Raw genomic sequence first — 14,835 nt, 5'->3', positions numbered from 1 at the left:
CTATATAAAAAAATAAAAAAGGTGTTACCACCTTTTATCTGCTTTCTATTAATTCATTATTTAAATTCTTTATAATGGGCCTTATAATGTTGCATTTTAGAATGATACATTTTTTTATCAGCTAAACTTAAATATTCACTAATTGTTTTGTTAGGGATTTTTTTAACATCAATACAGCCAAAACTAAATCCACAAGGATAACTAACAGTATGTTCCATTTTTTCAACCAATTCATTTTGAATTTGTACAAGACGAATTTGACAATCTTCAGCACAATCTCTTTGTGATAAAACCAAAAATTCATCCCCGCCAAATCTAAAAATAAATTCATTTTCTTTTAAGTTTTCTTTTAAAATCTGACATACTGATTGAATGTAATAGTCCCCTTGAGAATGTCCATAATGATCATTACAATACTTTAAGCCATCAATATCAATAAAAGAAACCGAACAATTTATATCTTGATCCCATAATTTCTCAATGAGAATATTAAAAGCACGTCGATTGCCTACACCTGTTAATACATCTGTATTACTCATTTGTTCCATTTGATCTCGATATTGATCTAATTGCTTAATCATTTCATTAAAAGAGTCAGAAAAACTTCCCAAATTAGAAACAGACTGTTGGTAATCCCCTGCTGCAACTCTTTTAGCTACCCAAGATAAATGTTTTAAATTACTTTGTATACTTTTAACAGGTGCAGCTAAATAATGATGAGAATATTGAAAGTCTGCATCAATCTTTCCCTGTGCCATCTTTGTTAGCACATTTTTTTCATCTTTAATAATCTCCCCTAAGTATTCTAAACCATCAGCAAGTTGACTTACACTATTTGACAGTTTTTCACGATGAAGAGATGCTTCATCAGTATTATATAAAAGTTGTTTAATATATTCTAAAAAGATTTCTTGATCATTATTTTCCATCATCTACAGTACCCTTGAAGCGACATACACGGCTACCACTAGACCAACAATCAACTTCTCTTACCCTAAATGGTTTATTAGCATAAGCTTCTAATATACCCGCTAAAAAACCTTCATCATATTTACATACCACTTCACCAGTAGGAGGCAAACCACTACAATCAAGATCTTCATGAACTGTAATGATAAATTCCCCCTTTTCAAAATCAGCTTCTTCCATTCTTAAAATACCCACTTTTAAACTTTCTAAAGTTTTAGCTAATGTACTTACAAAAGTGCTCTCATCTTGATCTAAAGGCAAAATATTTTTAGCAAACTCCATCCCTGCCAAATAACCTGCCTGTCTAAAAATCTCGTCTGTTTTTTCTTTTCCAAAATTATTGAATAAGACATGATTCATACTGTATTCTAAAATTCTATAAACAAGAACCGGCATTTCTTCACCAAGATTTTCTCTTCCTTTTTTGATATCACCTAACTTTTTCCATTCAAATTGATAATGACTTTCAGGGTCTACTTCAAATATATTTTTCATCTTTACCCTCCTCATATAAAAAACACAAGTATAATTTCATTATATCATCACATCAATAAAAAACAATTGAAAGTAATAAAACTACCCTCACTTAAGTAAAGGTAGTTTTATAATTATTTTCTTATTTGTCCATTTCCATAAATAAGATATTTTGTTGATGTAATCTCTGGTAATCCTAATGGTCCTCTGGCGTGTAATTTTTGGGTAGAAATGCCCACTTCGGCACCAAAACCAAATTGTCCTCCATCAGTAAAACGAGTTGAAGCGTTATGATAAAGACATGCAGAGTCTAATGCATCCATGAAATATTGAGCTGTTTCTTTATTTTCAGTAACAATTGATTCTGAATGTTTTGTAGAATATTGATAAATATGGCTAATTGCCTCATTGATATCTTCAACAACTTTTATATTACAAATATAATCATCATATTCAGTAGCATAATTTTGACTTGTTGCTTTTAAACACGAAATAATTTGTTGTGTTCTTTCATCACCATAGAGTGTTACTTTTTGATTAAATGCATCTTGCAACATTGGTAAAAAAGTAGGTGCTACATCTTGATGAACAATAATTGTTTCAATGGCATTACATACTGAAGGTCTTTGTATTTTAGCATTAATTGCAATTTCTAAAGCCATATTCAAGTTAGCTTCTTTATCTACATATAAATGACATCTTCCGGCACCCGTTTCAATAATAGGAACAGTGGCATTTTTTACAACATATTGTATTAAACCAGCACTGCCACGAGGAATAATCACATCGACATAATCATGAGCCTGAATAAGCTCATTAATTTGTTCTCTTTGTGTCGTTTCTATTAAAACAATACAGTTTTCAGGTAATAAATCTTTAATAGCCTCATTCATGATTTTAACTAAAATACGATTAGAATGTATTGCTTCTTTACCCCCTTTTAAAACACAAACATTATTTGTTTTGATACACAAAGAAGCAATATCAACGGTTACATTAGGACGTGATTCATAAATGATACCAATCACTCCTAAAGGAACACGTACTTGTTTAATCAACAAACCATTAGGTCTATTGATTGTTCTCACAACTTCACCAATAGGATCATTTAGTTCTACTACTTTTAAAATATCTTGAGCCATAGCTTCAATCCGTTCACGAGTAAGTAATAAACGATCGACCATTGATTCTTTAATACCATTATTTTTAGCATCTAAAATATCTTTTTGATTCTCTTGAATAATTAAATTAACATGAGTTAATAAAGCATCACTTATTTTCTTTAGCGCTTTTTCTTTTACCTCTGGTTTTATATTTTGCATATAACGACTCGCCTCTTTTGCTTGTCTTAATTGCATTTGAATTCTATTATCCATGAACAACCTCCTTATAAATCACTAAATTATCAGCATGAACAACTTCATCATAATCTTTATAATGTAAAACATCCTCTATTTGATCACTATTTAGTCCTTTAATCAACTTAATTTCATCACTAGAATAGTTTGTCATTCCCCTAGCAACAAGATGTCCCGTCTCATCAACGATATCCACTACACTGCCAAGTACAAAAGAACCTTCAACATCTTTAATTCCTTTAGGAAGTAAAGATGTATGATGCATTTTAATAGCCTGTCTTGCCCCATTATCAACGATGATTTTACCTTTAGGTGAGGAACGATACATAATCCAGTGATCACGAGAACTTAATGTTCTTCCTGGTTTACCATCAAAATAAGTTCCAACATTTTTACCTTCTAATAAGTCAACTAAAACATGTTCTTGATTTCCATTAACAATAGCCATATCACAACCATAATCATTAACAATTTTAGCAGCTCTAATTTTAGTAATCATTCCCCCAGTACCTACAGCGCTCGTTGCATCTTTAGCAAAATCCATAATTTCACGTGTGATCCCCTCAACGTTTTCAATAAGCTTTGCATTTTTATTAGTATGTGGATTATCGTTATATAATCCATCTATATCACTTACTAAAACTAATAATTGAGCATCAATAATGGGTACTAATAAAGAAGCTAAAGTGTCATTATCACCTACTTTAATTTCCTCTACTGCTAAAGTATCGTTTTCATTAATAATTGGAATCACATCATAATCAATAACCGATTTCATTGCATAATGAAGATTCATTAAACGTTTACGATCATCAAAATCATCATGATTTAACAAAATTTGAGCACACTTTAAATGATATAAATTAAATAATTCTTCATAAATTTGCATTAAATGAGCTTGCCCAACAGCAGCTAAAGCTTGCTTTTTAGCGATATCTTGAGGACGCTTTTCAAGTTGAAGAACTTGCATTCCTGCATTTATTGCACCCGAAGAAACTAAAGTTACTTTGATTCCTTTTCTTTTTAATATAGCTATTTGACTAATAAGATTTAAAATTCTTTCTTTATCTAAAGTCCCACTTTCATTACATAAAGAAGAAGATCCAATTTTAATAATGATATTATCAATATGTTGTAAATTACGCATTTAAATTTCCCCCGTATTTTCAATCAATTATACCTTATCACACCATTTTTGACAATAAACAGAGCGAATAATATATAATAACTATTTATACATATTATAATTTTTTATTATTCCCTTTTACATTATCAATAAAATGTTAAAATAGTAATAAATTATTGAGGGGGACAATACATGAATTTAATTATACCTAAAAACTATGATCCTGTCTTATCTTTAAGACAAACACAAGAAGCTATTAAATATATAAGAGATACTTTCCAAAAAGAATTTGGTAAAGCTCTTCATTTAGAAAGAATTTCTGCGCCATTGTTTGTACCAAAAAGCAGTGGTTTAAATGATAACCTAAATGGTGTAGAAACACCTGTATCATTTAATATTGTAGAATTAGAAAATGATCCTATTGAAGTTGTTCATTCACTTGCTAAATGGAAAAGAATGGCATTAAAAAAATATGAATTTAACTTACATGAAGGTCTTTATACAAATATGAATGCCATTAGAAAAGATGAAACAGTTGATAATCTTCATTCATATTATGTAGACCAATGGGACTGGGAAAAAGTTATTTCTAAAGATGAAAGAAATGAAGAAACTTTAAAAACTCATGTTAAAGAAATATTTAAAGTTATCAAACATATGGAACATGAGGTATGGTATAAATATCCTCAAGCTGTTAATCATTTACCTGATGATATTCATTTTATTACCAGCCAAGAATTAGAAGACTTATACCCTAACCTTTCTGCAAAAGAAAGAGAAAATGAAATTACTAAAAAATATGGTTGTGTTTTTATCATGAAAATTGGACACACTTTAAAAAGCGGACAAAAACATGATGGGCGTGCACCTGACTATGATGATTGGAACTTAAATGGTGATATCTTATTCTGGTACGAACCATTACAATGTGCATTAGAAATTTCTAGTATGGGAATTCGTGTTGATGAAAAATCACTTGTAGAACAACTTGAATTAGAAAATTTCCAAGATCGTCTTTCATTGCCATATCATCAAGCTATTATTAATAAAGAATTACCTTACACTATTGGTGGCGGTATTGGTCAATCAAGATTATGTATGTTATTACTCAAACGTGCACATATCGGTGAAGTCCAAGCAAGTATATGGCCTCAAGAAATGATTGATGAATGTAAAAAACATAAAATTTATTTACTATAAAAAGTGTTCTAACGAACACTTTTTTCTTTCATATATAATTCTATTCCCTCTTTAAAACGATGAAGTCCATCTTTTAATCTCTCAAATGGACAAGCTACATTCATTCGGATAAATGCTTGTCCATTTTTACCATACTCTAAGCCATCACTTACATATAAACCAGTATGCAAACGAATAAATTGGGTTAATTCAACACTATCATGACAAATACGATGACAATCAATCCATAATAAATAAGTTGCATCCCCTTCTACTAAATGAATATTCTTTAATTCTTTTTCAATAAATTTTTTAGCATAATCCTTATTATGTTGAATATATTCATTTAATTCATTAAGCCATGTTTCACTTTCATTAAATGCAGCTTTAGTAGCACAAATTGCAAAACTGTTAGCTTCGGCAACTTCATCAATATTAATACCTCGATTCACTTTATGACGCAATACTTCATCATAAACAACAATACAAGCACTATGTAAACCTGCCATATTAAAAGCTTTAGTTGGAGCAATACACGTTATACTATTTTCTAAATTTGTTTTTGATACAGAAGCAAAGGGAATATATTCTTTGCCCGGGCGAACGATATCACAATGAATCTCATCACTCAATACAATAACATGATGTTTTTTACAAAGCTGACCTATACGATCTAGTGTCTTACGATTCCATATTTTTCCAATTGGATTATGTGGATTACAGAAAATCATTAATGATGTTTGTTTTAAAACTAATTTTGCTTCTAAATCCTCAAAATCAATATGATACTCATTACCATCATAGACAAGATCACTCGATATAACATGTCTCCCATTATTTAAAATAGAATTATAAAAAATATTGTATACTGGTGACATAATCAATACATTTTCACCGACTGTTGTCACTTTTCTAACAATTGAAGAAATGGCTGGAACAACGCCGGTTACAAACATCATCCATTCTTTTTCAATATGAAAATGATGCCTTCTTTCCCACCAGCTTTGATAAGCTGCAAAGTAATCATCGCCTATTACATTATACCCAAATATTTTATGGTCCACCCGTTGATGTAAAGCATCAATAATAGCTGGAGCTGTTTCAAAATCCATGTCCGCTACCCACATAGGAAGTTCGTTTTCGCCAACATCCCATTTATAACTATCACTTCCTCTACGGTTTGTCATTTTAGAAAAATCATACATTTTCTTTATTCCTCCTCTACAATAATATTTACATCTGAATTATCTTTTTCATCCATGATGATTTCACCAATACTTTTAGCTCTAATTGTGCCAGAAAGAGGATGAGTAATACTGTCAATATGACTATTAATTTCAACGTCGATATCTTTGCAAAATTCAAACGCTAGATTTGTATTAATCAGTTTACAATTAATCATTTTTAATCCTTCAATATAGCATAATCCTTGTAAACTCTCTATTGTACAATTAATAAAAGTAATATTTTTAGTATTCCAAGCCAAATATTCGCCAATAATAACAGAGTCATAAATTGTGATATTTTCACAGTTCCAAAAAGCATCTTTTGATATCAATTTAGAATTTCTGACAACAATATTCTTACCACCATCAAAACAATAATTACCTGATAAACGTAAATCATTAATTTCTATATTTTCACTGTTCATTCCAAAATAATCGCCCTTTGCTTGAACTGCATTTATCTTAATGTTTTGACAATTCCATAATGTTTCTTGACTGTTTAACAAGTTAACATGATCTAATGAAATATATGTACTTCTTCTAAATGTTTTAGGTGCGTCAATAACACTATCTTTAATATCAATATGATGCGTATACCAAATACCTGAACGTGCTGTTTCTAATAATGTACTGTTATTTACGGATACATTTTGGCAGTACCATAATGGATACTTCCATTTAAATATAGTATCTTTAATATCAATATTTTGGCTTTCTTTTAATGGAGATTCTCCATCTTCAAAAACACTATCTTCTATTTGTATATGATGACTTTGAAATAAAGCTCTTTCTCCTATTAACTTTTGTTGTTTTACAACTGTATTATTCATTTTCTTCATACTCCTTTTTTAAACAATAAATCAAATAATCCAAACATTCTATTTTTCTTTGTTGTTGGTGTAACTTTTCTATTAGACCACAACGATGACATTGCAATAATTTAATCAGTTTTTTTAAATCCTGCATTTCATATCTTAAAAGACATTCTTGAATTAATTCATCGTTACAATCTGCAGCTTGTAAATTAAGTAAAATGTCTTGAACTTTTTGATTCATCTTTTTATCACTTCCTTACTACTTTATTTTAATAAGCATTAAACATATAATCCAATACTTATATTTCATAGTTTTTTATGCTTGTAAGGCATATATAAAAGTATTAAAATATCTCTAGGAGTGATCATTATGGAATTACGTTTATTACAATACTTTCTCGCCATTGCAAGAGAAGAAACAATTTTAAAAGCTGCAGAAAGCTTACATATAACTCAGCCTACTCTCTCTAGACAAATGAAAGAACTTGAAGATTATTTAGGAAAACCATTATTTATTAGAGGAAGTCGTAAAATCAGTTTAACAGAGGAAGGCATTATTCTTAGACAAAGAGCAGAAGAAATCATTAGTTTAGTTGAAAAAACGGAAAATGAAATCATGCTTCTAGACGAAGAAATAAGTGGCGATGTTTATATCGGTAGTGGTGAAACAATCGGTATGCAAATCATTGCTAAAGCAATTAAAAAATGTCAGGATGCCTATCCTCACATTCAATTTCATTTATATAGTGGAAATGAACAAGATGTCGTCGATCGTCTTGAAAAAGGATTACTTGATTTTGGGTTAGTCATTCAACCTGCAAACATCTATAAATATAATTATTTGACCTTACCTTATAAAGATATTTGGGGAATTTATGTTACTGCTACTCATCCTTTAGCTTTGCATAACAAAATCACTTCCTACGATCTTAGTCCCTACCCTTTAATTTGCTCAACTCAAGAATTAAAATATAAACAATTTGAAAACTGGGCACAACAAGAATTTAAACACTACCATATATCTTCTACTTACAATCTTATTTATAATGCTTCCTTACTTGCAAAAGAAAACAACGCTATTATAATTGGTCTTAAAGACCTCATTAATCATGAAAGTTTTAAATTTATTCCTCTTTTTCCACAATTAGAAGCAGGACTTGATGTCATCTGGAAAAAGTATAAAGTCTTATCTAAACCAGCGCAATACTTTTTAAATGAATTAAAAAAGCAAATAAAAAGCTATTAACTCCAATGAGTCGATAGCTTTTTTAATTATTATTTTAATTTTAATGTAGCTAATTGATTAGCAAGACCAATATAACTTGCAGGTGTCATATCAAGTAAAGTTTGACGATCTTCATCAGATAAGACTTCTAATCCTTTTGCAAATTCCATAATTGCTTCTTGAGAAATATTTTTTCCTCTAGTTAGTTCTTTTAATTGATCATAAGCATCAGAAATACCATATTTTCTAAGCATTGTTTGAATTGGTTCTGCTAAAACTTCCCATTTTTCATTTAAATCATGAGCTAGTTTTTCTTTATTAACAACACATTTAGCTAAACCATTTGTTGTTTCGCTAATAGCTTGAATTGAATATCCAAATGCTAAACCAATATTTCTTTGACTTGAAGAATCAGATAAATCTCTTTGCATACGAGATTTAGGTAATTTATTAGATAATCCTACACAAATATTATTAGACATATCAATATTTGCTTCACTATTTTCAAATCGAATTGGATTAACTTTATGAGGCATTGTACTACTTCCTACTTCTCCTTTTACAGGGATTTGTTTGAAGTATTCCATTGAAATGTATAACCACATATCAACATCAAAATCAACTAACACATTATTAAAATGACGAATACCGTCTAATATATGACATGTATAATCATGACTTTCTATTTGTGTTGTAAGTGGATTAAAAGTAAGTCCTAAATATTCTTCAACAAACTTTTTAGCTAATGCTTGCCAATCATAATTAGGGAAAGCAGTTAAAATAGCACTATAGTTTCCTGTTGCTCCATTAAATTTAGCTTTGATTTTAATGTTTTCAACATTTTCAATACTTGAATAAAAACGATAAGCATATACTTTAAATTCTTTACCAATTGTTGTTGGTGTTGCTGGTTGACCATGAGTATGAGCAAGCATGGCATCATCTTTATGTTCTTCAGCCCAACCATTAATCATATCAGCAAATTCTTTAGCTTTTTTTAACCACACATCTTTTAAACCATGTTTTAACATACAAGCATAAGATGTATTATTAATATCTTCCGAAGTACATCCAATATGAACAAAACTAATTAAATAGTCATACCCCATATCTTTTAATTGATGACCAATAAAATATTCTACTGCTTTAACATCATGTCGTGTTGTTGCTTCAATGTCTTTAATAGCCTTAAATGAATCATAATTGAATTCTTTAGAAATAGCTTCAATCTTAGCTAAGTCTTGTTTATCAAACTTAGCTAAGATATCACTTTCAACATTTTCAATTAAGAACTTTAACCATTGAATTTCAACAAAAACACGATATTTAACTAATGCATATTCAGAAAAATATTCTCCTAGTGCATCTTTTACTCCTGAATAACGTCCATCTAAAGGACAAAGAGTTAAACATTCAAATTCTTGTTTTTCCATTCTATTTTCCACCTTTAAAATAATTTACACCTGCTTCAAATAATTTTTGGTCCATTTCACCATAAACATTTTTAAAGCGATTTTCACCTTGACGTTCACTATGTCCCATTTTACCAATAACACGTCCATCCTTAGAAATAATTCCTTCAATAGCATACATTGAACCATTTGGATTATATGGTGTTTGCATTGTTACTTTTCTATTAGGATCAACATATTGTGAGAATACTTGTCCATTAGCAAATAATTCTTCAATCACTGGTTCAGGAGCAACAAAACGTCCTTCACCATGAGAAATAGGAATAACATGAACATCTCCAACTTGTACATTAGCAAGCCATGGTGATTTTACACTACCAATACGTGTATCTACAAATTGAGATAAGTGACGTCCGATTGTATTAAATGTTAATGTTGGATCATCACTAGACATATCTCTAATTTCTCCATAAGGTAATAAACCTAATTTAATTAAAGCTTGGAATCCATTACAAATACCAATCATTAAACCATCACGATGATCTAATAAATCTTGAATTGCTGTCTTTAACTTAGGGTTTCTAAGTACAGTAGCGATAAACTTACCAGATCCTTCAGGTTCATCACCAGCTGAGAATCCACCAGGTAACATCACTATATTAGCACGTTTAATAGCTAATTCCAAAGCATTAATTGATTCTTCTAACATGGCTTCTGTTTTATTTCTAATTAACACAAGTTCAACTTTTGCTCCTGCTTTTTCAAAAGCGCGTTTTGAATCATATTCACAGTTTGTTCCAGGAAATACAGGAATAACAACTAAAGGTGTTTCTACATATTGTTTTGGTTGTAATGTAGATCTTGTTTTACATTCTGCTACTTTAATTTGAGTAGTTGGTGCTTTTTCTCTAGTAGGATAAACACTTTCTAATGGTGCTTTATTAATAGCATACGCTTCAGTTAAAGTAATTGCGTCACTACCATATGATAAAGTATCTGCATCATTTAAAGTAGCTACAACACGATATTGATCAAAGACTGCTAAATCTTCTTCTGATTTAACTTCAATAACGATATTTCCATAATCCTTTGATACATAACTTTTTAATGAATAATCAACATTAAAAGCAGCTCCAATATGATTACCAAAAGCCATCTTACTTACTGCTTCAATAACTCCACCATCTTTAACAGTATAGGCACTATATACTTTACCTTCTTGCATAAGTTTATGAATAGCATCATATTGTTTCTTTAAATGATCAAAATCAAATACTTTAAATTGATCTTTATTAATCATAACTTCAGCTAAAATATGTCCTGCTTCTTTTGCTTCTGGTGTCATCACATCACTTACATCACTAGAAGTAATCGCAAATGAAACAAGTGTTGGTGGAACATGAATATTTTCAAATGATCCTGACATAGAATCTTTACCACCAATTGAAGGTAAACATAATTCTTTTTGAACACGATAAGCACCTAATAAAGCTGCCATTGGTTTACCCCATTTATAAGGATCATCTAATAGTTTTTCAAAATATTCTTGGAAAGAGAAACGAATTGTATGATAATCGCCACCCATAGCTACAATCTTAGCTACTGATTCAACAATAGCATACATAGCACCATGATATGGAGACCATTTTGCAATCTTAGGATTATAACCATAAGCCATTAATGAAGCAGTTGTTGTTTCTTTTCCTAAAACAGGAATTAAAGCAGCCATACCTTCTGTTTCAGTATGATATGTACGTCCTCCATAAGGAGATAATACAGTACCATTACCAATTGAAGAATCAAATCGTTCTACTAATCCCTTTTGACTTGCTACTGATAAACGAGATAAAACTTCTTTTGTTGTATCAACAAAATTATTTTGTTTTACTTCATCAAACGGAGTTTGTGTAAAATCAGGTAATGTTACTTTAACATCTTGGTAACGCTTAGCACCAGCAGCATCTAAGAAATCACGAGAAATGTTAACAATATCTTTTCCCATATGCTTCATCACTAAACGATTATCATCAGTAACAACAGCAACACGTACAACCTCTAAGTTTTCTTTAGCACATTCATTTTTAATGAAGGCTTCATCTTTTTCATCAATAACAATAGCCATACGTTCTTGAGATTCACTGATAGCAAGTTCAGTACCTGTTAAACCTTCATATTTTTTCAAGACAGCATCTAAATCAATAACAAGACCAGGTGCAAGTTCACCAACAGCAACACAAACACCGCCAGCTCCAAAGTCATTACATCTAACAACTTTTTCACTAACCTCTTTGTTTCTAAATAATCTTTGAATTTTTCTTTCTTCTACTGGATTACCTTTTTGTACTTCAGCCCCAGCAGTTTCAATTGATTTTACATCGTGTGATTTAGAAGATCCAGTAGCCCCACCAATACCATCACGACCAGTACGACCACCAATTAATAAAACAATATGATCTTTTAATGGTTCAAGACGTTTAACTTGTTCTTTAGGCGCAGCCGCAACAACAGCTCCAAGTTCCATTCTTTTAGCTACATAACCTTCATCATAAATTTCATGAACATAACCTGTAGTTAAACCAATTTGGTTACCATAACTAGAAAAACCATGTGCTGATTCTTGGCATAATTTACGTTGTGGTAATTTACCAGGCATTGTATCTGCTAAAGCTTGGCGAGGATCTCCTGCTCCAGTGATACGCATTGATTGATAAACATAAGCTCTTCCTGAAAGTGGATCACGAATAGCCCCACCTAAACAAGTAGCAGCTCCCCCAAATGGTTCAATTTCTGTAGGATGGTTATGTGTTTCGTTTTTAAACATTAACAACCATTGTTCGTCACCTTCATTAGTATGAACAGTTATTTCTACAGAACATGCATTAATTTCTTCAGATACTTCCATATCATCTAAATATCCTGTTTTTCTTAATTCTTTCATGGAAATAGTTGCTAAATCCATTAAAGTAAGCGGACGTTTTGTATCAATACCGTAAACTAAATGACGGCTAGTCTTATAGTCTTCTACGTCTTTTTCTAGTATTTCTTTGAAAGCACCACTTTCAATATCTAAATCAGTAATAATTGTCGCAAAAGTTGTATGACGACAATGATCTGACCAATATGTATCTAATACTTTAATTTCTGTTTCAGTAGGATCTCTTTTTTCTTCATTCTTAAAATAATCTTGTGTTACTTGTAAATCTGCAAGATTCATAGCCATTCCATTATCTTTTAAGAATTGTTTTAGTCCTGTTTCATCTAATTGATTAAAACCTTCTAATACAGGAACAGGTTTAATAACAGGAGCTTTATCTGTTAAATCATCAGGTTTATCTAAACTAGCAATTCTTTGATCAACAGGGTTGATTAAGAAATGTTTAATTTTTTCGATTGTTTCTTCATTATGATCAACATCAATAACAAATAAGCGTGCACATTTAACTTTAGAGGAAGTATTCCCTGTTAAAATTGCAAAACATTGTTCACATGAATCAGCTCTTTGATCATATTGACCTGGTAAAAATTCCAAAGCAAATACTGATTCTTTATCTGATTTTGGATAATCTTCATCATAAACATTATCAACCATTGGTTCTGCTAGAATTGTATTAATTCCTTGTTGTAATATTTCTTCATTAATTCCTTGAACATCATAACGATTAATAATACGTAATGAATGAATTGTAAGTCCTAATTGTTCTGTTAAATTGTGTTTAATTTCATTAGCTTCAGTAGCGTATTGTTTCTTTTTTTCTACATAAATTCTTCTTACATGACTCATGAATGCTCCCCCTATCTAAGACCGATGTCTTTACGATAATATTTACCATCAAAATCGATGATATTTGCAGCTTGATATACTTTATCAAGTGCTTCTTTTAAAGATTGTCCTTTAGCACAAATATTTAAAACACGTCCTCCATTTGTAACTAATTTTCCATCTTTTAAAGCTGTCCCTGCATGGAAAACAACAATATCATCAGTCACATCTTCTACATGACTAATTTCAATTCCTTTTTCATATTTTCCTGGATAACCGCCACTAGCAAGAACAAGACAAGCTACATGATTATTAGACCACTTCACTTCAACTTGGTCAAGTTCTCTTTTAGCACAAGCCACCATAATTTCGTATAAATCACTATCTAATCGAAGTAAGATAGATTGTGTTTCTGGATCTCCAAAGCGAACATTAAATTCTAATACTTTAGCTTGTCCATTTTCAATCATTAAACCAATAAAGACAACCCCTCGGTAATCCATATGATCTTCTTTTAAACCTTTCATAAATGGATCTAATACAGTTTCCTTTAAAACTTCATCCATGTTATCTGGCATAAAGGGATTTGGTGAGACGGTTCCCATACCACCTGTATTAGGTCCTTTATTACCATCGAAAATTTGTTTATGATCTTTTGCTGAAACCATAGGAACAATTGTTTTACCATCTGTAAAGCAAAGTAAAGAACATTCGAATCCAGTTAAAAATTCTTCTAAAACAACTTTACTTCCAGCACCATCTAATGCTCCATCAACCATCATTTCCTTTAAAGTCTTAATAGCATCATCTTTGTTATCAACAATGACGACACCTTTACCAGCAGCAAGACCATCTGCTTTAATTACTAAAGGAAAATCAAAATGATCAATTTGATTCACTGCATCTTGATAATCCGTTACTTCTACATAACGTGCTGTAGGAATATGATGTCTAATCATAAAATCTTTAGAGAAAGCTTTACTTCCTTCTAAAGTAGCTGCATGACGTGTAGGTCCAAAAGCAAGGAATCCAGCTGCTTCTAAATCATCAGCTAAACCATTACATAAAGGAACTTCAGGTCCAATGACCGTTAAATCAATTTGATGTTCTTTAACAAAAGAAACAATCATATCATTATCTTCAACACTACCATCAACACATGTACCAATTTGAGCAATTCCTGGATTACCAGGAATTGCATAGATTTGATCTACTTGAGGACTTTGATTCAATTTATAAGCAATCGCATGTTCACGACCACCGCTACCAATAACAAGAACTTTCATTTTCA

General features: G+C 30.8%; 12 protein-coding genes. 2 read left to right on the top strand and 10 right to left on the bottom strand.

Going from position 1 to position 14,835, the window contains the following annotated elements; genetic code table 11:
- Window positions 1–56: 56 nt before the first annotated feature.
- From DWZ53_RS00175 to proB, 4 genes are all read right to left on the bottom strand, one after another.
- Entirely contained in the window at window positions 57–932 is an 876-nt protein-coding gene (locus DWZ53_RS00175) for a GGDEF domain-containing protein (protein WP_118430844.1), read from the bottom strand.
- The gene (locus DWZ53_RS00170) at window positions 919–1,464 is read right to left on the bottom strand and encodes a V4R domain-containing protein (RefSeq protein WP_118430842.1); all 546 of its coding nucleotides are present in this window, start codon (window positions 1,462–1,464) and stop codon (window positions 919–921) included. Before DWZ53_RS00170 ends, DWZ53_RS00175 begins: the two co-directional genes overlap by 14 nt.
- A gap of 113 nt (window positions 1,465–1,577) precedes the next feature.
- Entirely contained in the window at window positions 1,578–2,819 is a 1,242-nt protein-coding gene (locus tag DWZ53_RS00165; protein WP_118430840.1) for a glutamate-5-semialdehyde dehydrogenase, read from the bottom strand.
- On the bottom strand, window positions 2,812–3,948 hold the full coding sequence (gene proB / locus DWZ53_RS00160; RefSeq protein WP_118430838.1) for a glutamate 5-kinase: 1,137 nt from the start codon (window positions 3,946–3,948) through the stop codon (window positions 2,812–2,814). The genes DWZ53_RS00165 and proB overlap by 8 nt, the downstream gene beginning before the upstream one ends.
- A 171-nt stretch (window positions 3,949–4,119) precedes the next feature.
- Here proB and asnA point away from each other — a divergent pair, with 171 nt between their 5' ends.
- Window positions 4,120–5,127: an aspartate--ammonia ligase gene (gene asnA, locus DWZ53_RS00155; protein ID WP_118430836.1), complete on the top strand. Its 1,008-nt coding sequence runs from the start codon at window positions 4,120–4,122 to the stop codon at window positions 5,125–5,127.
- Between the two features lie 8 nt (window positions 5,128–5,135).
- Here the strand turns inward: asnA and DWZ53_RS00150 are convergent, their stop codons facing one another.
- Genes DWZ53_RS00150 through DWZ53_RS00140 form a run of 3 tightly spaced genes read right to left on the bottom strand, consistent with a single transcriptional unit; the run spans window position 5,136 to window position 7,388 of the window.
- Window positions 5,136–6,311: a MalY/PatB family protein gene (locus DWZ53_RS00150; RefSeq protein ID WP_118430834.1), complete on the bottom strand. Its 1,176-nt coding sequence runs from the start codon at window positions 6,309–6,311 to the stop codon at window positions 5,136–5,138.
- 5 nt (window positions 6,312–6,316) lie between these two features.
- Window positions 6,317–7,162, bottom strand: a complete 846-nt coding sequence (locus DWZ53_RS00145) for a DUF3737 family protein (protein ID WP_118430832.1) — start codon at window positions 7,160–7,162, stop codon at window positions 6,317–6,319.
- On the bottom strand, window positions 7,155–7,388 hold the full coding sequence (locus DWZ53_RS00140) for a hypothetical protein (protein ID WP_118430830.1): 234 nt from the start codon (window positions 7,386–7,388) through the stop codon (window positions 7,155–7,157). Before DWZ53_RS00140 ends, DWZ53_RS00145 begins: the two co-directional genes overlap by 8 nt.
- A 129-nt stretch (window positions 7,389–7,517) precedes the next feature.
- Here DWZ53_RS00140 and DWZ53_RS00135 point away from each other — a divergent pair, with 129 nt between their 5' ends.
- Complete coding sequence (locus DWZ53_RS00135; protein WP_118430828.1) at window positions 7,518–8,393, top strand: LysR family transcriptional regulator; 876 nt, start codon at window positions 7,518–7,520, stop codon at window positions 8,391–8,393.
- Window positions 8,394–8,422: 29 nt separating this feature from the next.
- Here the strand turns inward: DWZ53_RS00135 and purB are convergent, their stop codons facing one another.
- The 3 genes from purB to purD are packed head-to-tail and all read right to left on the bottom strand — an operon-like array spanning window position 8,423 to window position 14,830.
- Window positions 8,423–9,805: an adenylosuccinate lyase gene (gene purB, locus DWZ53_RS00130; protein WP_118430826.1), complete on the bottom strand. Its 1,383-nt coding sequence runs from the start codon at window positions 9,803–9,805 to the stop codon at window positions 8,423–8,425.
- Between the two features lies 1 nt (window position 9,806).
- Window positions 9,807–13,565 carry a phosphoribosylformylglycinamidine synthase gene (locus DWZ53_RS00125; protein ID WP_118430824.1) on the bottom strand — a complete coding sequence of 1,253 codons (3,759 nt, stop codon included), beginning with the start codon at window positions 13,563–13,565 and terminating at the stop codon, window positions 9,807–9,809.
- An 11-nt stretch (window positions 13,566–13,576) separates the two neighbouring features.
- Window positions 13,577–14,830: a phosphoribosylamine--glycine ligase gene (purD, locus tag DWZ53_RS00120; RefSeq protein WP_118430822.1), complete on the bottom strand. Its 1,254-nt coding sequence runs from the start codon at window positions 14,828–14,830 to the stop codon at window positions 13,577–13,579.
- Between the last annotated feature and the right edge of the window lie 5 nt (window positions 14,831–14,835).

This window comes from Coprobacillus sp. AF33-1AC (assembly GCF_003475785.1).
In the GTDB taxonomy this organism is placed as follows: Bacteria; Bacillota_I; Bacilli_A; order Erysipelotrichales; family Coprobacillaceae; genus Faecalibacillus.
This window is presented reverse-complemented; position numbering and strand designations above follow the sequence as displayed.